General features: G+C 59.4%; 14 protein-coding genes. 6 read left to right on the top strand and 8 right to left on the bottom strand.

The window, feature by feature from the left end; genetic code table 11:
• Positions 1–193: 193 nt before the first annotated feature.
• The 4 genes from XX99_RS26215 (at position 194) to XX99_RS26195 (ending at position 5,503) form a co-directional block, all read left to right on the top strand.
• Positions 194–2,209 (top strand): M1 family metallopeptidase, encoded by a 2,016-nt coding sequence (locus tag XX99_RS26215; RefSeq protein WP_050062339.1) that lies wholly within the window; start codon positions 194–196, stop codon positions 2,207–2,209.
• A 353-nt stretch (positions 2,210–2,562) separates the two neighbouring features.
• Complete coding sequence (locus XX99_RS26205; protein WP_050062337.1) at positions 2,563–2,997, top strand: hypothetical protein; 435 nt, start codon at positions 2,563–2,565, stop codon at positions 2,995–2,997.
• 1 nt (position 2,998) lies between these two features.
• Entirely contained in the window at positions 2,999–3,370 is a 372-nt protein-coding gene (locus XX99_RS26200) for a hypothetical protein (protein ID WP_050062336.1), read from the top strand.
• A 72-nt stretch (positions 3,371–3,442) separates the two neighbouring features.
• Entirely contained in the window at positions 3,443–5,503 is a 2,061-nt protein-coding gene (locus tag XX99_RS26195) for a beta-N-acetylhexosaminidase (protein ID WP_231581630.1), read from the top strand.
• 30 nt (positions 5,504–5,533) lie between these two features.
• On the opposite strand, the gene XX99_RS26190 is transcribed toward XX99_RS26195, so the two are convergent.
• From XX99_RS26190 to xylB, 3 genes are all read right to left on the bottom strand, one after another.
• Entirely contained in the window at positions 5,534–7,420 is a 1,887-nt protein-coding gene (locus XX99_RS26190; RefSeq protein WP_050062334.1) for a sensor domain-containing diguanylate cyclase, read from the bottom strand.
• 319 nt (positions 7,421–7,739) lie between these two features.
• Positions 7,740–8,078: a hypothetical protein gene (locus tag XX99_RS26185; protein ID WP_050062333.1), complete on the bottom strand. Its 339-nt coding sequence runs from the start codon at positions 8,076–8,078 to the stop codon at positions 7,740–7,742.
• An 81-nt stretch (positions 8,079–8,159) separates the two neighbouring features.
• Positions 8,160–9,629, bottom strand: a complete 1,470-nt coding sequence (gene xylB, locus XX99_RS26180) for a xylulokinase (RefSeq protein WP_050062332.1) — start codon at positions 9,627–9,629, stop codon at positions 8,160–8,162.
• Positions 9,630–9,859: 230 nt separating this feature from the next.
• Between xylB and XX99_RS26175 the strand changes: the two genes are divergently transcribed.
• A complete protein-coding gene (locus tag XX99_RS26175; RefSeq protein WP_050062331.1) occupies positions 9,860–10,297 on the top strand; it encodes a DoxX family protein in 438 nt (145 codons plus the stop codon).
• A gap of 49 nt (positions 10,298–10,346) precedes the next feature.
• Here the strand turns inward: XX99_RS26175 and XX99_RS26170 are convergent, their stop codons facing one another.
• The 4 genes from XX99_RS26170 to XX99_RS26155 form a co-directional block, all read right to left on the bottom strand.
• Positions 10,347–11,432, bottom strand: a complete 1,086-nt coding sequence (locus XX99_RS26170; protein WP_050062330.1) for a YeiH family protein — start codon at positions 11,430–11,432, stop codon at positions 10,347–10,349.
• A 330-nt stretch (positions 11,433–11,762) separates the two neighbouring features.
• Complete coding sequence (locus XX99_RS26165; protein WP_050062329.1) at positions 11,763–12,527, bottom strand: hypothetical protein; 765 nt, start codon at positions 12,525–12,527, stop codon at positions 11,763–11,765.
• Positions 12,528–12,750: 223 nt separating this feature from the next.
• Positions 12,751–16,044, bottom strand: a complete 3,294-nt coding sequence (locus XX99_RS26160) for a malectin domain-containing carbohydrate-binding protein (RefSeq protein WP_050062328.1) — start codon at positions 16,042–16,044, stop codon at positions 12,751–12,753.
• A 105-nt stretch (positions 16,045–16,149) separates the two neighbouring features.
• On the bottom strand, positions 16,150–18,981 hold the full coding sequence (locus XX99_RS26155; RefSeq protein WP_156186221.1) for a malectin domain-containing carbohydrate-binding protein: 2,832 nt from the start codon (positions 18,979–18,981) through the stop codon (positions 16,150–16,152).
• Between the two features lie 559 nt (positions 18,982–19,540).
• Between XX99_RS26155 and XX99_RS26145 the strand changes: the two genes are divergently transcribed.
• Positions 19,541–21,082 carry a malectin domain-containing carbohydrate-binding protein gene (locus XX99_RS26145; protein WP_050062325.1) on the top strand — a complete coding sequence of 514 codons (1,542 nt, stop codon included), beginning with the start codon at positions 19,541–19,543 and terminating at the stop codon, positions 21,080–21,082.
• 77 nt (positions 21,083–21,159) lie between these two features.
• Here the strand turns inward: XX99_RS26145 and XX99_RS26140 are convergent, their stop codons facing one another.
• Entirely contained in the window at positions 21,160–22,128 is a 969-nt protein-coding gene (locus XX99_RS26140) for a hypothetical protein (protein WP_050062324.1), read from the bottom strand.
• Positions 22,129–22,204 lie beyond the last annotated feature (76 nt).

The raw sequence follows: 22,204 nt of genomic DNA, 5'->3' as shown, positions 1-22,204 counted from the left end.
GGCACACGAACGGAGTTTATCTTGAGGCCGTCATTCTGACGACCCAAGGCAGTAAGGGTTTCAGCGATACCGGCTCGCCATCTTCGCTCCGTTCAGAATAAGGGCCTTCATCGTTAAATAAGAATGACGAATCATTAGCGCGGCGACAACAAACTGACCCGAATCGAAACGATAACCGCTGAAAGAGAGCTCCATGCCCGTTCGCACCTCCTCTTCATTTCTTTTGATACTTGCCGCATCTTCTCTTCTGCTGCCGGCATTCGCGCAGACAGCGTCTTCCTACAATCCTGAGAAGACCTTCGCGCCTCTGACTTTGCCCGATCCTGTGAATGCCTATCGTTCGAGCAACGGAGCGCCGGGGCCGGCGTATTGGCAGAACGAGGCCGACTATGAGCTGCACGCCGATCTCGACATAGCCGCGAAGCAACTCAGCGTGACAGAGGTCATCACCTATACCAACAACAGTCCGGACACGCTGCCCAGCTTGTGGGTGCAGCTCGACCAGAACACGTATCGCAAGGATTCACGCGCGCAGGAGATGAACGGCGGCGTGCGTCTGAGGCGCGGCGCGGTCATGGCAAATGATCCCGTGCAATTATCAACCGAGGGCTATGTCTTCGAGTCGGTCGCGATCGAGTCGGGCAAGGAGACGAAGGAGGTCAAGTACCTCATCTCCGACACCCGCATGCAGATTCGCCTCGCCGAGCCGCTGAAAGGCCACGGCACGCAGCTCAGGATTCACATCAAGTATCACTACCAGATCCCCGGCGTGTGGGGCGGCCGCACCTCCTGGGGCACGACGACAGGAACGATCGAGGGTTCGACCGCAAAGCCCACTGTGACCGGCGACATCTATGACATGGCGCAGTGGTATCCGCGCATGTGCGTGTACGATGACCTGCGCGGCTGGGACACTCAGCCCTACATCGGCAGCGAGTTCTATCTGGAATACGGCCACTTCGATTACTACGCGACCGTTCCCTGGAACATGATCGTCGCCGGCTCGGGCGAACTGGTGAATCCGAAAGAGGTGCTGACTGCGGCGGAAATCTCGCGTCTCGATCAGGCGCGCAGCAGCGATAAGACCATCGTGATCCGCTCTGCAGCTGAAGTCACCGATCCCGCCAGCCGCCCGAAACAGAGCGGCACGCTCACCTGGCACTTCCACATGGACAGCACCCGCGACGTGGCGTGGAGCGCCTCGCCTGTGTTCGTGTGGGATGCGGCCCGCATCAATCTTCCCGATGGAAAGAAGTCGCTGGCCATGTCCGTCTATCCGCCGGAGAGTGTCGGCGAAGACGCGTGGTCGCGTTCGACCGAGTATGTCAAAGACACAGTCGAGCGTTTCTCGAAGGACTGGTATCCGTACCCGTGGCCTGCGGCGATCAACGTGGCCGGCTTCTCCACTGGCATGGAGTATCCGGGTATTGTCTTCGATGGCATTCCGGATAAGAGCAAAACCCTCTTCTGGATTACCGCACACGAGATCGGGCACAGCTGGTTTCCCATGATCGTAGGCTCGAACGAGCGCCGCAATGCATTCATGGATGAAGGCTTCAACACCTTCATCGATATCGACGAGTCGGCGCGCTTCCAGGGCGGTGTCTATGGACCCAAGCGTGACTCTGAGTACTCCGCCGCCGGCGAGCCGCAGGATACGATCCTCAAGGTGCTGGACAATCCCGACGCGCCGGTGATTCTCAACCGCGCCGATGCCTATTCTTGGGCTCAGGGCCATCCTGTCAGCTACTTTAAAGGCGCGTATGGCATGGTGCTGCTGCGCGAGCAGATCCTCGGGCCGGAACGCTTCGACTGGGCCTTCCGCAAGTACATTCGCGACTGGGCGTTCAAGCATCCTTCGCCATCGGACTTCTTCCGCGAGATGGAGAGCGAAGGCGGCGAGGACCTGAGCTACTTCTGGCGCGGCTGGTACATGAACAATTGGAAGCTGGACCTCGCCGTGGACAAGATCGAAGGTGACAAGGTCACCATCAGCAATCGCGGACAGCTGGTGCTGCCCGCAACCATCGAAGTTGCATTCCAGGACGGTACCAGCATTCGTCAGAAGCTGCCCGTCGAGACCTGGTTGTCCAAGGGCGTTTACGTGTGGAACGTCGGCGGCGGGAAACCGATTGCCTCGGCCGTGGTCGACCCCGATCATGTGCTTCCCGACGACGACCGCAGCAACAATATGAAGAAGGCGGAGTAAGAGATGACTGGGCAGTTCCAAATGACTCTTCGGTTTGCCCCGCTCGGTTTGATTTTCCTCGCGATCCTATGTGTTGTCGCGGCTGCGTTTCAACCATCGTCACGATTCAAGGGTAGAACGCGGCTTTTAGGCTCGCTTTGCGTAGGTGCGGCCCTGTGTCTCGGTCCCTTGCCGCAAATTATTAAGAGTGGCCGTTTGTGGCCCGGGATTCTTGGGGTGATCTTCGGTATCTTCCTTGGATGGCTTGGGCTGAGAAAGTATCGTAGAGATCCGGAAGGGCATACCCTTGCGGCCGCAATACTCTGACCCTCACTTTAGTTACAATGCTTACAGTAGCAACAACGTAGGAGCCTATGTCAGCCACCCGTTCTACGGTCATCAGCATGCGCCTTCCGGTGGAGAGCGAAAAACGCCTGAAGCGCATGGCCAATCGCCATGGATGGACTCCAAGCGATGCGAGCGCGCGACTGGTCGAGGAAGGTCTGCGCCGTTCGGAATTTGCCTTTATCGACTTTCGCGATTCGCCCGCTGGCCGGCAAGCGTACATCCAGGGAAGCTCGCTCTCCGTGTGGGAGATTATGCTGCTCGTCCGCAGCTATAAGGGCAACGTCGCCGCGGGAGCAAAGCATCTCGGATGGCCTGCCGCCAAGGTTCAGGCCGCCGTGCATTACGCCGAGGCCTTTGGGGAAGAGATAGAGAACGCACTGGCTGAAAACGATGCGACGGATTTCGACGCATTGAAGCGTATGCTCCCGCAGGCAGAAGAGTTCCGTTCCGCTAAGCGTTGATATGCTCCAGCTGCTGCTCGACGAGCACATATCGCCGGATGTAGCCAAAGGCTTGCGGCGCAGGGATGAGCCGCTTACCGTCTATGCCATGACGGAATGGCAGGACGGGAATTTTCTGGGCCGGGATGACGCTGCTTGCCTGACCGAAGCTGCCGCTCGGAAATTGACGCTCGTGACGTATGACCGGCGCACGATCCCGCCCCTACTCAAGACCTGGGCAGAATCTGGACTCAGCCACACCGGTGTGATCTTCATCGATGACAAGACAATCGCCCCATCGGACATTGGAGGATTGGTAGTGGCATTGGCTCGCCTCGCGAAGGATGCCCGGCATTGGAATTGGACCGACAGAATCTGCTTCCTCACTCGGTGATGAGAACGTATAGACAGGTATACTGATCCTTCTTTTTACCCGCATCGCAGCTTGCCAGCGAAAAGAGGAATCGTGACTGTAAGACTTGCAACAGCCTTTCTGTTTGGAACACTTCTGGGAACCGGCGCTATGGCCCAATCCTCGAGCCCGCAATTCGTGAACACACTGATGCCCCAGCCGGCGCACCTCTCCGTGCAGTCCGGAACGCTGGAACTCACGACGCAATTCACCGCATCGGAAGACAAATTCCACGATGCCCGGCTCGACGGCGCGGTCGCCCGGCTGTTGAAGCGGGTCGAGAACCAGACCGGTCTGCAGATTGCGACTGCGCCTGCATCGGGAAGTGCAACGCTCACGGTTACAGTTGATGGCGCGGGCGAGGTAATTCAATCCGACGATGAGAATGAATCCTACTCGCTCGATGTAACCGCCTCTGGTGCGCATTTGCAGGCTGCCACAGTGGTGGGAGCCATCCACGGCCTCGAAACTTTCTATCAGCTCATTCAGCCGCAGGGCGCGGGCTTCATCCTGCCTGCCGTCTCTATTCAGGACTCGCCGCGCTTTCGCTGGCGCGGCCTGATGATCGACAGCAGCCGTCACTTCCAGCCCATCGAGGTCATCCGCCGCACCATCGACGGCATGGCCGCAGTGAAGATGAACGTCTTCCACTGGCATCTCAGCGACGACCAGGGCTTCCGCGTCGAGAGCAAGGTTTTCCCCAAGCTCACTGAGTTGGGATCGGACGGCGATTTTTATACGCAGGACCAGGTGCGCGCGATCGTTGCTTACGCGCGCGACCGCGGCATCCGCGTGGTGCCGGAGTTCGATATCCCCGGCCATGCGCTCTCCTGGCTGGTTGGCTATCCCGATCTAGCCAGCGGCGTGGGCTCCGACGGCAAAGGCAACAACCAGGGACCGTATGCCATTTCGCGGATCTATGGGATCTTCGATCCGGTGCTCGATCCCACTCGCGAAAATACATACAAGTTTCTCGACAAATTTCTCGGCGAGATGGCCGACCTCTTCCCCGATCCCTACATGCACATCGGTGGCGACGAGAACAACGGCGTGCAGTGGAAGAACAATCCGCGCATTCAGGAGTTTATGAAGGCGCATAACCTCGCCGACACCGCTGCGCTGCAGACCTATTTCAATCACAAACTGCTGCCTATCCTGCAAAAGCACGGCAAGAAGATGATCGGATGGGACGAAATCTTCGCTCCCGGCCTCGATAAGGAAGCCGTCATTCAATCGTGGCGCGGCTTCGATTCGCTGGCCGCCAGCGCCAAGGCCGGATACAGCGGCATTCTCTCCGCGGGCTACTATCTCGATCACATCAACTCCGCGGAGGAGCACTATCTGGTCGACCCGCTGCCAGCGGGCAGCGATCTGACGCCCGAGCAGTCGGCGCATATTCTGGGCGGCGAGGCCTGCATGTGGAGCGAGCACATCTCGCCGCGCAGTGTGGACTCGCGCATCTGGCCGCGCACGGCGGCCATCGCCGAGCGGCTGTGGTCTCCGCAAAACCTTCGCGATGTCGACGACATGTATCGCCGGCTGTGGGTGGAGTCGGTGCGCCTGGAAGACTTCGGCCTGTTGCATCTCGCGGCTGAGGATATGGGCCTGCGCAAGCTGGCCGGCACGCAGGAGATCACACCTCTGAAAACTTTGGCTGGCGTTCTTCAGCCGGTTGGTTTCAGCGAGCGCTATCAGTTGCAGCATACTTCGCAACTGACGCCGATGGATCACCTCATCGATGCGGTGCGTCCCGATCCACCGTCGCGTTATCAGGTAAAAATCACGGTCGCCGAATATCTGAAAGATCCTGCCGGCGCAACAGCAGCGCGGGCGCAGTTAGCAGCATGGTTTCAGCAGTGGGTCGATGCTGCGCCGAAGGCGCAGCAATTGATGGCCGCTCCGCTGCTGGAGAGCGCTGCTGCACGCGCGCAGCAGCTCGGCGATCTGGGCGCGACAGGCCTGCAGGCGCTCGACTATCTGGATAAGAAGCAGAACGCACCGGCAGACTGGAAGCAAAGCAAGCTGGCCCTGATCGAAGAGGCGAAGAAGCCGGTGGGCCTGGTGCGCTTCACGGTTCTCGATCCGCTGCAGGAGCTGGTCAACGCCGTTCCCTAATTCGAGCGGGCACGAACTAGGCGATCAACATCAGGACGAGACTGCGTTGGAAGGTGGCAGCTGCGGAGAGGTTGGATCTCCGCAGCTGCCGTCAGCGGAGTGCGCAACCTCAACGCGGTTGCGTCCCAGAGCTTTGGCTCTGTAGAGCGCGGCATCCGCTGCCTCCAGCGCGATGCGATAACTCGAATCGTCACGGGCAATGCAGGTCACGCATCCGGCACTTACCGTCACCACTGCATGGGGATTGGCGTTGTGAACGATACTGCGTTTGCGCACCGCGGCAAGAATCTCGTTGCATATCTTCAGGGCGCCGTTGCGGTCGGTGTTGGGCAGAATCAATGCGAACTCCTCGCCGCCGTAGCGCGCAGCCAGGTCGGCGGCTCGGGTCACCACATTCCGGATGGATTCGGCAATCTGGCGCAGGCAATCGTCCCCGGAGAGATGCCCATAGAGATCGTTGTAGAGCTTGAAGTGATCCACATCCAGCAGCACCAGGGATAACTGCCGGCCATCCCGCACCGCGCGCCGCCATTCCCGCTCCAGCGTTTCGTCGAAGAGCCGGCGATTGGCGATGCTGGTGAGGCCGTCGATGCTGGCCAGGTTCTGCACCATGCGGAAGGCCCGGGCCAGCTCTTCCTCGGCGGTCTTGCGTTCGGCGACGTCCCGCAGGATGCTCACAATTCCGGCGGGTTCGCCAGTCAAGGGGTCGTGATAGAGCCGGGGATTCGTCTCCAGCCAGTGGTATTCGCCGCCCTTGGTTCTGCTCCGGTAAGCGAGAGGCCGGGTGGGTTTTCCCGCTGCGCAATCTTCGAGCAGTTGCGTCAGTTTCTGCGCGTCCTCCGGATGCACCCTGTCGCGGAAGGTCTCTGCGAGTATCTCCTGCGGCTGCCATCCCAGCACTTCGGTGATAGCCGGAGAGACATACAGCCGCTCCCCATGCAGACCCAACATCACGATAATGTCGCGGGACGATTCTGCGAGCAGCCGAAAACGCGACTCGCTGGCCTTGAGGCTGAGCTGCAGGCGCGTGCTCTCTGACGTCACCACTTCTGCGATATAGAGCAGCAGCATGGCAATGGCGATGAAAATCTGCAGCGACAGATCGCGGAAGGCCAGGGTGCTGTTCTGGATCAGCATGGCGGGTCCGTGGCCCCAGGTCGTGAGCAGGCCGCCGATAACCGAAACCATGAGCAGCCCCAGAGCCGAAGCCGCGAGACCGAGCCGCACTCCCAGGAGCAACAGAACGGGCAGCAGCAGAAACAGCAAAGGCACTCGAGACTGCAGGAAGACCAGCAGGGTAGCAGCAATCACCAGCAGGAAAAGGCCGATTCTTTCCCCCCACGAACGGCTGTTATAGCCAACCCGGAAGCGATAAGACCAGTACAGCGGAGTGACGGTGGCGGCTCCCAGGGCATCGGCCAGATACCAGGTGCGGAAAAGGAGAAATTGATGTCTGAGGTAGGGAGAGCTATGGTGTGCAAAGAGTAAAGACGTCAGCGCCGCAAGACCGCTGGCGACGGCCGGGGCCACGACCATTCCGTAAAGGATCAGCGCCGTCAGCTGTTTCCTTTGCGTGAGGTCCGGCGGAGAGGAGATCGAGCGGTACATCAACGCCACTGCCAGGCCGACCTCGACCATGTTGCAGAGCGCGAGATAAGGCGAGGCCCAGCTTTCTCCCAGGAGGAGATTGACGCCAAGATCGACGAGAAAGCCAATTGCCAGATACGCAGGCCAGCGGCGACGCGGTGCGCACAGCAGATAGCCCATCAGGAAGCCGTTCGTAGGCCAGAGGAGGGTGACACCTCCCGCGCGCCAGCTCTGCTCACTGATAAGCGAGGACGCGGCCGAGATAACAGAAAGCAAAAAAGCCAACAGCAACAGTTCCCGGTATAAAGGCTTTTTGCCTTCCCCTGCCATGAGTCTCCCTTTACCTAAAATTATTCGCCGGGCTCGCTTTGTTGGTTGGCGCGCATTTTCCGGGCGGCGAAGATGCCATTGCTATGCAGTTGCGAAGAGGCCCGGTGAGCCCTGAGGAATGAGCTGAATTTCGTCTGATTCAGTTGAAATTCTAATGCTCCGCTCCGCATTTGCGAACCTTTTCTGGGGCTTCTTTGGGCATGCGAGTTGCCAGCTGCCGGAGACACCCGGCTCTTCGCATCCCCTTAATTTTCGTTTTATCGGCACATGAAGGGCTCGAATCGAGAGCCCTTAGCAGCAGAACGTCTACGAAATCGTTTTAGTGCGGCTGATTACGCCACAGCATCGGAACGTAATATTCCTCGAGATACCAGGAGACGGCGAAGAGCAGCGCCATCCCCGCGAGGGACCAGAAGTAAAGCTGCACCGGCAAGGTGTGAAGAACGTCGGAGTGGGCCTCCGGGTTCTTTTGTTCAGGCCAGCTGAAGAGCAGGCCGCTGACGAAGCAGATGCAGCCGGCCAACAGAATCCGCATCAGCGAACTCATCAGCCTCTCGTCCCAGTGGGAACCGGGTACGAAGAAAGCGCTGGTGAGGAGCGCGGCGAGCGAGAGAATGCTCACCAACAGCGAAATGAGCCTGCCGATTTCGAGAAGCATGACCGCCTCCTCGCCTGTCCTTTTTCCATCGACTGAGGTGCGAGGAGTCGCACCTCAGTCGATGATGAAAAGAGCCTGCGGCTAGCCGCGTATCTCGCGCAGTGCGGGATAAACCTTGCGGTAGCCCTGATAGCCAACAGCATACCGCTCTTTTGCCGCGGGATCAGGTGCAATCTGCTGCGCGATGGTGATCGCGGTGGCGCAGGCGGCCTCGGTATCCGGCCATGCACCCGCTCCCACTCCGGCCAGCAACGCCGCGCCGAAGGCACCGCCCTCTTCGGCGACCAGGATGTCGGTCGTGTATCCATAGACCGAGGCCTGAATCTCGCGCCACAAGGGGCCGCGAGCGCCGCCGCCGCCCAAGCGTACTCCCTTGACCGGAATGCCGAGCTCGGAGAACAACGTGAATGTGTCCTTGAGCGAGTAGGCCACGCCTTCCAGCACCGCGCGTACCAGGTGTCCGCGCGTGTGGCCGGCCGTGAGCCCCACAAAAGCCGCGCGCGCCTGGGAGTCCAGATGCGGGGTGCGCTCGCCGAGCAGATAAGGCGTCCAGAGCAGGCCGTCGCTGCCCGCTGGAACCTTCGCCGCCAGAGCAGTCAGCGCATCATAGCTTTCGTCGGGAGCAATCGTGTCCCGCAGCCAGCGCAGCGAAAGGCCGGCGGACTGGGTGACTCCCATCACATGCCAGCGTCCGGGAACTGCGTGGCAGAAGGTGTGCAGCCGTCCCAACGGATCGCGGGTTGGCGTTGCAGTCGCAGCAAAGACCACGCCGGAGGTGCCGATGGTGGCCGAGACCGATCCAGGAGCGAGAATGCCCATGCCGACCGCGCCCGCCCCCTGGTCGCCGGCTCCGGCCACGACCGGAATGCCTGACGTCAGCCCGGTCAATCCCGCGGCTTCGGGAGAAATATGCGCGCAGACCTTAGGCGATTCGAAGAGCTGCGGCAGCCACGCTTCCGGAATTCCCGAGATGCGCGCCACTTCTGCGGACCAGCGGCGATTCGCCACATCCAGCAGCAGCGTTCCCGAAGCCTCCTGCACATCCATGGCGTAAGTTCCGGTCAACCGGTAGCGGACATAATCCTTGGGACAAAGAACGTGCGCGATCTTGGCGAAGATCTCAGGCTGATGCTTTTTCACCCACAGCAGCTTGGTGAGTGTGAAGTTAGGCAGCGCAGGATTGGCTACGAGCTCGATCAGGCGCTCGCGTCCAATCTCTTTGTGCAGCCAGTCGCACTCTTCGTCGGTGCGCTGGTCGCACCAGATCAGCGAGGGACGCAGCACGTTGCCTGCCGCGTCCAGCATGACCGCGCCGTGCATCTGGCCGGTGAGCCCGACGGCGTCGATCTTCGCCCCGCCGCTCGATGCGACCACTTCGCCGATCGCCTTTTTCGCGGCTCTCCACCAGTCTTCGGGATCTTGTTCGGCCCATCCCGGATATTCGCTCCGAAAGGGCGCGTGCTCCTCTGCTGCCGAGGCCACCACGCGGCCCCGCTCATCGACCAGCACCACGCGGGTGCCACCAGTGCCTACGTCCAGACCGAGAAACACGGAAATCTCCTAAGTAAATCGATAAAGTACCCCAACACTCTATCATTCGGAGGCAATCTTCTTACAGCCTCGAAATTTGATGGGACCGCGTTCCCGAATTTCTCGGGCGTTATCACCCTTCTTCCCATCGTGGCATCGGCCGCAAATTTCGCTTGCGCGCCAGATTCTCGATGAACTATCTCTTAGAATCTGCTCAAGATTCATCCCATCTCACGAACAAGAGGAGAAGAATGAAAAGCTTATTTGCAACGACAGACGATCGTACCCTGGCTTTGGTGCGTCTGGTGCTCGGGATCGTCTTTTTCGCGCATGGCGCGCAGTTCGTTCTCGGGTGGTTCGGCGGCTACGGCTTCCACGCCAGCATGAGCGCCTTCGAGTCCATGGGCATTCCCGCCGTCTTTGCTTTTCTAGCCATAGCCGCGCAGTTTCTTGGCGGCCTGGGGCTGATCCTCGGCTTCCTGACCCGCATCGCCGCCTTTGGAGTCGCCGCAACCATGGCCGTTGCAGTGGTCAAGGTTCACCTGGCCGTCGGCCTCTTCATGAACTGGTCCGGCACGCAGAAGGGCGAAGGCTACGAGTACCATCTTCTGGCCATCGCCATCACCATTCTGCTCATGGTGAAGGGTGCAGGCGCATTTTCTGTCGATGGCGCCGTCGCGAATATGTAGATCTCCGAGAAGCCAGAGGCCGATCAGGTCCGATCTGATCAGATTAGGGTCAGAGGTGAAACCAATGATCCGCCCCGAAGACCAGTCCCAGAGTGATCAGCGCAATGGCCACCTCCCCGATGGCTCCCACCAGGAATGGCCTTGCGCCCTGCTTGCCAAGCTCGCGGAGGTTCGTGCGCAGGCCCACGCCGGCGAAGGTGAGCAGGAAGGCCCAGCGCGAAAGATTGCCCACCGCTGCCAGCTGCGGCTTGGTGAAGAATCCGACCGTTGCCAGCAGTGAAATCGCCAGAAAGCCCAACACGAATTTGGGGAACTTGCGCCACAGGAAGGCGCCCTTGTTGGTTACCTGGGCGGCCTGTCCTTTTGAAGCCCAATAAAGCGCGTAACCCAGCACGACAAAGCCGATGAGTGCATTGCGGCAGGTCTTGGCCAGCACCGCTATTTTGCCGGCTGCGTCGGAATAGAGCGCGCCGGCGGCCGTAGCCTCGGCGGTGTTGTCGACTGCCAGCCCGGTCCACAATCCGTAGGCATGATCGCTCATGTGCAGCGCATGCCCGATGAGCGGAAACACGAACAGCGACAGCGCTCCCAGCGCCAGGATTGCGGCGATGGCGTACGACGAATCTTCTTCGTCCGCATCGATCGCTCCCTGGGTCGCAATGATGGCGGATACTCCGCAGACGGAGGATCCGACAGCGAGCAGGGTGATCAGCTTTGGCGACAGCTTGAATCCCCGGCCGAGATAAGTCATGAAGGTCAGCGCCAGAGCCAGCTCGATGAAGACCAGTCCCAGGCTGAGACCTCCCAGGCGCAGCACATCGCCCAGCAGGAAGCGTGCGCCGAGCAGCACGATGCCCGCCTTGAGCCAGAATTCATACGTGGCCACGCCGGAGCGGAAGAGAGCCGGCACGCCGACGGTATTCGAGATGACCAGGCCGATCAGGATGGCCCACAGCACATACTCGATATTCGGCAGGACCAGGTGGTGAGCCTTGCCGTAATGGGAGATCGATTGCTCGATGAACTTGCCGGCATAGCCGACAACAGCGAGCAGAAGAATGCCGGGGATCAGCCCAAAGAAGCTGCCGGCGGTGGGCTTGGTCTGGGTAGAGGGAAGCGCTACGGAGCTGGCCATGATTGTCTCCTTACCAGGGAACCGTTTTGAGAATGCCGAAGCGGACGAGCAGGGCGGCGGCAAACGCGAGCAAAACGGCCCAGGTGTCGAGAGAAATGCGCCGAGTGACGGCAGGTGTTGTCATGGAAAAACTCCGAGGCCGGGGAAGCCGGATTGGAATTACATGGATTCTGGGAGGGAACTACGAACTCAGAAGAGAACTAGCGACAACAACAGGCGGAGAGCCTGCTAGGCATGACGCGAAAAACGAATTGGGAAGGACGCAACATGCTGTGTTCCTGTTTTTAGCATGGATGGACGCGGGGTGGCAAGATTGCAAGATAATACGTATTACGTTTGTTCTTTAGAGGTCGTCAATAACTTCGCATTTTCCCCTTCTACTTCTTGTTTCTTAATGAATTCACCTTTTTCGTGTGGGTGCCTAATTAGGCCGACCGAAGGTACGGAACTGGGCACGTAAATGGCTGTATACGGGATTGAGAGGTAATCGTGAACGCACACTTCTATCTGATGTTGGAGCGATTTAATCTGAGCATCTCTGTTTCCTGGAACAGCAAACACCAGCCTGCCGTAGACTGCTCCTCCTCGTTCAATAGCCTTTTCAGAAGTTTTCACGTTCAATAAGTCGTCGTTTTCGATCGTGAGTCTTTCTTCGCCGATAGTCAGGACCGTCGGGCCAACAAGATAGAAGGGTTTCATCGGTTCTGAGGTCGGACCAAGTTTATAGGTGGCAGACCAACTCAGAGTGATTGACGGACCGCCTCTATTCAAAATTCTCGCGCCGATGTAAAACACGGTCATGTCTTTTTCTGCGTTGTATATCCAGATGATCGTGCTTATAACGAAATCGAAGGCCGGATTTTCTCCATTGCGCCAAATCCCACTTGCTAGAAAAAGCAGAGTTAGCAAAACCAGCGCTGCCGACAGCAACCAAATCGGAGTTATCCAGAGTGCAGGCAAATGGGTGTGATAATTCAGAATTGCCCTCACAGCGGTGCCTGCACCGCCTGCGACTATGGCGGCGAATATTGCATAGGCCCCCTGAAGCCGAATCACCCAATCTATGGCATCTTTCAGCCGTTGAATTTTTAACATAATCGAGATGCTCTCACTGGTGTTAGGACATCGTCCATATATTTCTTGCTATATATTTTCGTCAACGTACTGAAATGCTTGGTGATAGATGCTGTCACATTGATGATATTGTCAATGTTCGGACACGAAAAAAACTGACGTAGTTGAAGCGCGGGGTCCAGACGTTAGAAGGAAAAAAGGCCGGTGAGTTGTAGCTCACCGGCCTTGAGTGTGTAAGGGAGAGTTATCGAATTTCGAGGCCGCTGAGGAGAGGCTGATCGCTTGTTCCCCGGGTGAAGGCGATGACCAGATCGCCGCTGCTGTTGGCAGTTGCCGTAAACGCCTCGACCAGCGCGGCGTTGGCTCCGACATTGGCATAGATGTCGAAGTTGGAGAGCACGGTGGTGCCGTTGATGGAGACATTGAAGACTCTGTCTCCGGCAGCGGTCCAGTAGGTCTCAGCGAAATGCAGCAGCACGGTGTATTGTGTGCCGGCGGTGAGACCGGGGATGGTGTAGGTGAAGACCCCGGCTCGACCGTGCTGGTAGACAGCCATGGGCGCGGCGTTGGGTCCGGGTTCAGTGAGGTTGATGGTGGCCGTGGTGGCGGAGTTATCGCCTCCACCGCTGAAGTCTTCGTCAGCCACGAATGGATAATCGCCGCCGGTGGCGTTGCTTTCCGCGGGAGCGCCTGCGGCAATGGCTACGATCTCCGCACCCGACGACGAGCCCGCATGTGTCGTCGCCGAAGCCTGCGCCGAGGGTAGCGAGGAGCCGTCACCGTCAGCAGCTTCGACCTTGTAGTAGTAAGTGGTTCCGGCAGACAGACCGCTATTGGTGTAGCTGGTGGCAGTGGTGCTAGTAATGAGGTTGCCCGACGACGGTGTGAAGCCGCTGGTGGTGCTGCTATACACCTTGTAGGAGCTGATAGTGCAGTTCGCTGGAGCCGTTACTCCGCTCCAGCTCAAGGCAATCGCGCTTGCGGAGGATGCCGCTGCCGTCAAACCTCCCGGAGCCGAAGGAACCGCACCGCAACTCCCCGATGCTCCGGCGGTAGCTGTAGCCCAGTTCGATTGCGAAGAAAGACCGCTGCCTTTGACCGCCACGACGTAATACACGTAGGTCGTACCGTTGGTCACGGTGGAGTCGGTGTAAGTGGTGGTAGACAAGCCGCTGGTTAGCAGTGCGGGTGCGGTTCCAGACGCGCCGCGGTAGACGGAGTAAGTCACTCCCGAGGTCGAGCTTGCGCTCCAGCTTAGAGCGATGCTGCCTCCTGAAGGCGTTGCGGTGAGATTGCCCGGAGTGCCGATGGCGCTCGAAGCAAGGAGAGCCTCGATGCCATTGATCTCCGGCTGGTCGGCTCCATCGTAGACCAGCTGCACGATGATCTGGCCGTACATATCGGCGTTCGCAGGGAACTGCTCTACGAGAGCCTTGTTCGCGCCCACGGTGGCGAAGAGATCGAGCTTCGTGATCACCTGGTTTCCGTTGATGACCACATTGAAGAGCCGCTGGCCCGCCGCGGTCCAATAGGTCTCCGCGAAGTGCATGCGTACCGTGTACGTGGCATCGGCAGTCAGGCCGGTGAGGATATAGGTGAACGGAACATAGCGCTGCGACTGGTAGACAGCCTCGGGAGCCGCGTTGGCCACGCCCGCAGTGGAGACGACGTTGGTGGTTGTGGAGGTGTCGCCGCCGTTGAAGTCTTCATCCGCGATGAAGGAGTTATCGCCGCCGCCGGAGTTACTCGCCGCTCCTCCACCCGAGTTGATGGAGAGTGCCGTGGCCGTTCCCGGTGCTGCTCCGACTGGATCGGAGCCGGTAGCGGGAATGATCTCGATGGCATTGATGGTGGGATTCAGATCGGCGACGGTCGATGTTCCGAGATTGGTCTGGATCTCGATGATGCCGTTCTCGTCGGCCTGGGTATAGAACTCTTCGGCAACGGCGGTGCTTGCGGCGCCCGCCGCGGAGAAGATATCGAAGTTATTCAGCACCGTATCGCTGTTGATGGACACATTGAAGTTGCGTTGCCCAGCTGCGGTGTGGGCGTTCTCGACAAAGTGCAGCCGGACGTTATAACCAGCTTTCGGATTGAGGCCGGTGATGGTCCATGCGGCCGGTCCCCAGCGCTCGCTGTCATACCCCTGCTGCGGCGCGGGGTTTGTAACCTGCGCAGTGTTGATTGCAACGTGATAGTGATAGTTGCTGTTGCCGCCCAGGACGAATCCCGAGTTCATGTATGTGCCGACGGCGTATCCACCGGCGCTGAGTTGCATCCCGGTACTGTTGCCGGGAGCGGGAGTGGTCACGGACACGTTCGTAGCCGTAGATTCGCCGCCGTAGTTCGCCGACACCACCGTGTAGTAGTAAGGGGTGTTGGGCTGCAGTCCGGTTTGCGTATACGAGGTGCCGGTCACCTGCTGCGCCACAAGCGTGCCGATGCCGGGCGGGGTATTGGGAGTGGTGCTGCCGTATATGTCATACGTTACGCCGGTCGTGGGGCTGGCATCCCAGCTCAGCGTAACTGCGTTGCTGTATGTCGCGGTTGCAGTCAAGGCGCTCACCGGGCTGGGTGGCCCTGCAGACCACGTCGAGTAATTGACGTAGTTGACGAGCATATTCGATGGGAAGCCGGTTCCAGTCGGCGTTCCGCCGTTACCTCCCACTCCGGAACTGAGGATGAAATTGATCGGCTGGTTCATCTCCCACTGATCGGTCGCGCCGAGATCGGCGAGATTCACCGTGCCATACGCTGTGCCATCCAGAAAGTATTCGAGCTGGTATGGCTCCCACTGCGTGCTGAAGATGTGAAAGCCGTTATCGAAGGTCGCGCTTCCGGTCAGGTTGACGGTAGCGCTGAGGCCGCCGTACTCGTAGCTGGTTTGCGAATCGGTCTCGCCGCCGTGCACCGTCGACCCATTGTGCTGCGAGGTCACGGACTGAATCTCCATCATGTCCAGCTCGCCGCACCAGGGCCAGGGCACGCCGCCGTTGTTGCTGGGGTTGGCCGAGCCCGGGCCGGTGCCCGCGGGATAAGCATTCGCGCCCAATGCCCAGAAGGCTGCGCCCATACCGGTTGCCGAAGGATTCTGGATGCGCGCGTCGACGCGCCCGTAGGGACCGGCAGCGTAGGTGCTCGTCAACCTGGCCGAGGTGTATGCGCTCTGGCCAGCGCCGGGACTCGCGTTATAAGTCATCGCGATGACCAGGTTGCCATTGCCATCGAGATAGACGTTCTGCAGGCTGTCGCTGGTGGATTGAATCGTGCCGTCGCCCCACTGATTCCCGGTGTTGTCCTCAACGTTGTTCCACCACTCGGAGTGGTTGTAGGTGGTGTTGGCGGAGCCGGTGAAAGGGCCGCCCCATACCTGGGTCCATTGCGCATGCAGCGCGTGCGGCCAGAAAAGACAAATGGCAGCGAGTAGAAAGAATGCGTTTCTCACTCGATGGTCTGAAATGACCAGGTCATTTTGCGCCTGGCTTATCGCTGCGTTCGCACGGCCGGTCCGATATCTGTTGGGGATTTGCTGATTCACAACCATCTCCTTAGGGGTGAACTGCTGAAACTGTTATGTCGCGAACGTTGAACATGCTCAAGGCCGGTGAGAGGAAGTCACCGGCCTTGAATGAGTAAAGGAGATTCAGCGGATTTCGAGGCCGGCGAGCACGGGCTGGTCGCTGGTTCCTCGGGTGAAAGCGATGACGAGATCGCCGCTGCTGTTTGCCGTCGCGGTAAATGGTTCGACGAGTGCCGCGTTGCCTCCGACGGTGGCGAAGATGTCGAAGTTGGCCAGCACGGTAGTGCCGTTGATGGCCACGTTAAAGACGCGTTTCCCGGCAGCGGTCCAATAGGTTTCCGCGAAGTGCAGCAGCACGGTGTATTGCGCTCCCGCAGTGAGACCGGGGATGGTGTAGGTGAAAACTCCGGCTCTACCGTGTTGGTAGACAGCCATGGGAGCGGCGTTGGCTGCTGGCTGCGTGAGGTTGATGGCGGCGGAGACGGCGGAGTTGTCGCCTCCACCGCTGAAGTCCTCGTCAGCCACAAAGGGATAATCGCCTCCGCTGGCATTGCTTTCAGCAGGAGCGCCTGCGGCAATGGCTACGATCTCCGCGCCCGACGATGAGCCGGCCTGCGTCGTCGCCGAAGCCTGCGCGGAGGGAGCCGAAGAGCCGTCACCGTCAGTCGCTTCGACCTTGTAGTAGTAAGTGGTTCCGGCGGCCAGGCCGGTGTTGGTGTAGCTGGTTCCGGTCACGCTGGCGATCCGGCTGCTCGACGATGGAGTAAACCCGCTGGTGGTGCTGCTGAAAACGTTGTACGTAGTGATGGTGCAGTTCGAGGGAGGCATGACTCCGCTCCAGCTCAACCCGATCGCGCTTGCGGAGGATGCCGCCGCCGTCAAACCTCCCGGCGCGGATGGCACCGCATTGCAGCTGGTGCTGCCTTCCGTCGTTGCGCTGGCCTGCGCCGAAGCGGTTGAACTTCCTGCGCCGTCTGCCGCCTCGACGATGTAGTAGTAGGTCGTCGAGCCAGTCAGGCCGGAGTCCTGGTAAGAGGCAGAGGAAAGGCCGGAAGCGATCTGATTGCCCGCCGCAGGCGTGAATCCCGAGGTTGTGCTGCGATAGACGTTGTAGCTTACAGTACAGCCCGATCCAGCCGTGCTGGCGCTCCAGCTAAGACCGATCTGGCTTGCAGAAGTTGCATTCGCGGAAAGAGCTGCGGGAGTGGTGGGAGCCGCGGCGCAGCTTCCACCCGAGCCTCCGTACGAGGTCACATAGCTGATGTACGAGGCCGAGTCGGCGGTGGTGCCCGCGTTATCGACGGTGGGGCTATCGGAGGCGATGGTGTAGGTGATCTGCCCGCTGCCTGAGAGGAAGACGGTCACCGCATCGGTGACCGTGACGCCCGTCGCCACCGGAACCGAGATTCCGCTGTTCGCGACAATGGCGACGCCCTGATCGAAGTAGGAATAGACACCAAGCCCATAGGCGGTATGCGTGGTGACGGAAGGAGAAACATAGTATGAGGCATAGCCGTCGACGCTGCCATCCATCCATGCGGATTGGCTCGGGACGTCATATGGCATCTCGCTCTGGTAGAAGATGGTTTCGCCGCCCTGGCCGTTCCACACCACCTGGTTTTGCTCGTAGTGCTCGACCGCGAGGCCGAGCGCGGTGACATTGTCTCCGTTCACCACCAGGCCGTTCTCGCCGACATTCACCGTCCAACCGACGGGAGTCTGTCCGTGGTCGGCGCGCCAGGCCCAGATATTGTCGAGAATCACGTTGTCGCTGTCGATTTCCATGCTCTCGGTCGCGGTTCCGGATACGGCTCCTCCGATGCGGAAGTAGGTATCACTGATGGAGGTGGGATTGGACGCATGGCTCATGCGCGAGGCGCCCGCCACGCCTACTTGGAAGAGCACCGGCGAGTTCACCGGCCCGGCATCGATCAGCAGACCGGCGATCTGTACTCCACCCACATCAGCGATGCTGATCGCGGCTGTGCCCGATTGCGGAACGAGATTGGCGTAGCCGAGGCCGAGGACAACGGTGTTCGCGTTGGTGACGTTGATGGATCCGCTGTACTGATAAATGCCGGGTGTCAGGATGAGGTTCTGTCCCGAGGCGAGTGCGGCGTTGATCTGAGCCAGCGTGCTCGTGGGAGTTGCGATGAAGAAGCTGCTGATGGGCAGCGAAGTTCCCGAGCCCAACCCTCCGCCGGACCAGCTGGTGCCGGTGGAATTTGTTCTCAGTGCAGGCGAGAAGACCCAGTAATTGCCGCTGCTATCCATGTAGAGAAAGGGCTTTTCCCGGCTTACTGGCGTGGTGGGGAGGGTGGTGTAGGAATCGGCAGAGCCGAAGGGGACGCTCTGCGCCGGCGCACCCGAAACTCCGGAGAAGACCATGTTCCACAGATTGCCCGTCCAGCTGCCGATCGAGCTGTTGCGCGTGTACCACTGTTGCTGCGAGCAGGAATTGATGTTCCCGGTGATCACCGTATCGCTGATGAAGCCGCCGCTGGCCTCGCCGCAGTAGGTGTTGGTCAGCTCCATCGCGCCGTTGACATACATGCGCCGGAACGCTGCTCCCTGGGAGACGCCCCACTGCAGCACGTCGCCCGAGGGCGGGGTGATGTACATATTTTCGATGGAGCGCCAGAAGTTGGTCGTCAAGTTGCCGTTGGAGTCAGTCTGGTTCGAAGTCAGATAGCCATCGCTGATGGTGACGGCGCTCGGCGTCTCTCCCAGCCCCGCCACCGACTCGTAATATCCGACCTCAGCTTCGACACCGGTGTAAGTGCCGGGCGCAAAGAGCACCGCATAGCGGCTAGTGCTGAACTGCGCGTTTCCATTGAGCGTGTTGAGCGTCGAGTTGATCGAGGAAACCGAGTTGCTGGGCGTGAACACGTACACATTCGGGCCGAAGATCGTGGAGTTCTGAGCCACGGCAGCATGGGAATTTGCCAAAAGCACGACGAAACTCACCGTAAGGCCTATCGTGGATTTCAATCGGCTGGCGACAGATCGTCTGAATACAGATTGGCGAATACTGCGCTGCGCATCGGCAAGGGAGCTTTTCCGTACGCTTGTTGGGACATCCGCATCGGCGCGTTCCGGAGAAAAGGCGGAAAATTCTGGCGTTTCTTTTGGGTTGGGGGAATTCATTCCGAGCTCCTGGCCGCCGATGGAAATCCATTCCTTACTGAGCGGTGGCAGGAGACTCGAAGAGCCGAGCGTCTTCTGGCAAGTAAGTGCTGGTTCATTCACCGATAACGCCCGGGATATCACCGGTCTTCGTTCTGCGCCATAGGATTCATTCGCCAAATGGCGATTCATTGATGGTGAATCCGATTGATTCCGTTGACTTAAGTAACTTCTGTCGCCTTCTCAAGATCAAGAAATCGAGACCTATATTTGCGGAGTATTCCTTCAGTCATTAACAGTTAGTCGGGCTGTTAAGGCACCTATCGCCGGGCGCAGATGGCCTTGGGTATACTGATGCGCGTTTTGATTACGAAAGGAATATCCCCCCATGCCCTGGACGTACCCGGAAAGTCGCGTTACCGAGGACGAAGAACGGCAGGAAGTCAAAGCCATTCTTGATTCTGGAATTCTGAAGAAAGCGCCCAACTTACAGCATTTTCTCGAGTACGTCGTAGCGGAGTATTTTGCAGGCAATTCTGACGGGATCAAGGAATACAACATCGCCGTGCAGGCGCTTCACCGGTCAGAGCGCTTCGATCCCCAATCGGACACGATCGTTCGCGTGAGTGCTCACGCGCTCAGAAAAAAGTTGGAGCAGTATTACGCAGCGGAGGGCTCGAGCCACCCGGTTCAGATGCAGCTTCCCGCAGGCAAGTACGTGCCGACCTTTGAGCGGAAGCCGCCGGAGCAGGGCACCTCTGCCGAGCTGCAAGCGATGGAGTCTTCTCTGCCCACGTTTCCATTCTTCGAGTCATCGTCCGAGGAGAATGAGCCCGCCTCGGTGCTGGAGGGCGTGCGAAAACGGTCCGGGCTGCGCCTGGTCTGGGTGGGTGCAGGGGCGGGGATGATTCTCTTCGCTGCGGTCGCGGTGTTTCTTCACATGCGAGGCCGCAATGCAGCCTTGGCCGGCCGGGCGGCTGCCGTCCCGGAAGCCGCCGCGGGTCTGGATGACGTTCTGCGCATGCGGTTTGGCTCGGCGGCCCATCCTTATCTGGACGCGGCGGGGCAGGAATGGCTGGCCGAGCGGTACTGCACGGGAGGCACTGCGTTTGCGCACACCGAGCAGGAGATTCAGGGCACCGACGACCCCGTCATCTTTCGCGAAGGCCGGGAAGGCAAATTCCAGTGCAGAATTCCAGCGCCGCCGGGCGAATACCAGATCAAGCTGCTCTTTGCCGATACGGCCGGCGACAAAGAGGCGGCGCGGCAGGTGGACTTTTCAATCAACGATCGGCGCGCCGAAGCCATCGACGTGGTGGATGAGGCGGGTGGAGCGGACATCGCGATTGGGAAGGCCTATGCGGGAATTCATCCCTTAAGCGACGGCACCATCCATCTGAATTTCCTGTCCGATGGCGCCTTCGTCAATGCCGTCGAGCTCACACCATCCCGCTCCAAGGGCGGCGCGCCCCTGCGCATGCTCGCGGGACCAGCAGTCGTTCGAGACAGTTCGGGGAATGTCTGGGGTCCGGAGTTCTTTTTTGAGGGCGGAAGAAGAACCTTCCATCCGGATAACCTGCCCAAAGTCGCTGATCCTAAGATCTTCGAATGGGAGCGATACGGCCATTTCCGCTACTTGATCCCCGTCGTTCCGGGTGAGGAATACAGGCTGCGCCTGTATTTCTCCGAAGGATGGTTCGGCAGCACGAACGGCGGCCCCGGCGGAATCGGCAGCCGGCAGTTCGATGTCTACTGCAACGGGGAAACGCTTTTAAGCAACTTCGACATCCTGCGGAAAGAAAAGGAGGGAGTGACAGTGATGACATTCGACGGAATCAAGCCGACCGCCCATGGCATGCTGGAGCTTCAATTCGCGCCGGTGGAAAATTATCCGCTCATCAACGCCATCGAAGTCGAGCCGGAGCGATAAATCATTGAAAATAAAGAGGCTCCCCGAGCCCGCTGGCTTGGGGAGCCTTCTTTTCCATGATATATCGCAGATAGAACTTACTGCACGACTGAATGAAAGAGCGGCGACTGCAGCAGGCTGGAGAATTCGCTGTCGGAGGCGACGAAGCTTACCTCAAGCAGTCCGGCGCTGGAATCGATCGTGGTGGAGTCGATGGCCTGCTTCTCGACCGTCGTTCCGCTTACCTTCTTGTACATGGCCGCGGCGTTCAACAGGGAGGACATGGTTGCTGCGGTGAAGGTGTCCGGAGTGGAGACGGTGAGGTTGAACTTCACGCCGTTCTGGAAGTTCATGGTGTAAGTCGAACCCAGCAGGCGCTTCTTGATGGTTTCATAGTCGGTAAGCTGCGACGCCTGGCCGAGAAGGCTGCGCATCATGAACTGCGTGCCCTTCTGGTCCATGATGCTCCAGAGCGGCTGGGTATCGACGGTGCCCATCTGCTGCACCATGTCCGGGTTGGTCAGGAGGTTCGGCGCGTAGCCATCGCGCGCATCGAGCGCCGGCTTGATGGCATCAGTCGATCCGAAGACCATGGTGGTGGGATTCAGGAAGGTGACCAGCATGCCGCTGGCGCCCATGGGATATAGCTTGTTGGTGTGCCAGAGTGTGGCTTTGACCTTATTCTTCTTGATGGTCGCCATGATGTCGGGCAGCGAAAACTGCCCCTGCGCGATACCCACGATCTTGGCGTTGTTATCGCCCACGCGGAAGGCGGCAAAGGCCAGCTCTTCGACATCGTGATTTTCATTGAAGCCCGAGACCTTCAGGGCCTGCTCCAGCTGCTTCAACTCGGGAGGCAGGATGCGCGCCTTCAGGTCCATAGCGGCCGGCGAATTCTGCATGGCGCGATAGTCGACGACAATAATCTGCTGCACGTCCTTGGGAATCGCCGTTCGCGCGTCGCTGTCCAGCTGCGCAGCCATGGCCGGAGTTCCGGCAAGCGCGGCGGCCGCAGCGGCCAGAAGCGCAGTCATCGTCAACCGTTGCATTGTCTTGTTCAAGTTCATTTTCAGATTTCCTCCGGACCGCGCCGCTGCGCTGGGCCCTACCTTCTCTAGTGTGCCGCCCGCGTTCACGCGGTTC

This window comes from Silvibacterium bohemicum (assembly GCF_001006305.1).
Taxonomy (GTDB): Bacteria; Acidobacteriota; Terriglobia; order Terriglobales; family Acidobacteriaceae; genus Silvibacterium; species Silvibacterium bohemicum.
Note: the sequence above shows the minus strand (reverse complement) of the source record. Positions and strands in the feature narration are given on the sequence as shown.

Bases quoted from the DNA above. Each gene is read 5' to 3' on its own strand.
- XX99_RS26165 (WP_050062329.1), bottom strand. From the start codon at position 12,527: ATGTTAAAAATTCAACGGCTGAAAGATGCCATAGATTGGGTGATTCGG.
- XX99_RS26170 (WP_050062330.1), bottom strand. From the start codon at position 11,432: ATGGCCAGCTCCGTAGCGCTTCCCTCTACCCAGACCAAGCCCACCGCC.
- XX99_RS26190 (WP_050062334.1), bottom strand. From the start codon at position 7,420: ATGGCAGGGGAAGGCAAAAAGCCTTTATACCGGGAACTGTTGCTGTTG.
- XX99_RS26205 (WP_050062337.1), top strand. From the start codon at position 2,563: ATGTCAGCCACCCGTTCTACGGTCATCAGCATGCGCCTTCCGGTGGAG.
- XX99_RS26175 (WP_050062331.1), top strand. From the start codon at position 9,860: ATGAAAAGCTTATTTGCAACGACAGACGATCGTACCCTGGCTTTGGTG.
- XX99_RS26185 (WP_050062333.1), bottom strand. From the start codon at position 8,078: ATGCTTCTCGAAATCGGCAGGCTCATTTCGCTGTTGGTGAGCATTCTC.
- XX99_RS26140 (WP_050062324.1), bottom strand. From the start codon at position 22,128: ATGAACTTGAACAAGACAATGCAACGGTTGACGATGACTGCGCTTCTG.
- XX99_RS26145 (WP_050062325.1), top strand. From the start codon at position 19,541: ATGCCCTGGACGTACCCGGAAAGTCGCGTTACCGAGGACGAAGAACGG.
- XX99_RS26200 (WP_050062336.1), top strand. From the start codon at position 2,999: ATGCTCCAGCTGCTGCTCGACGAGCACATATCGCCGGATGTAGCCAAA.
- XX99_RS26215 (WP_050062339.1), top strand. From the start codon at position 194: ATGCCCGTTCGCACCTCCTCTTCATTTCTTTTGATACTTGCCGCATCT.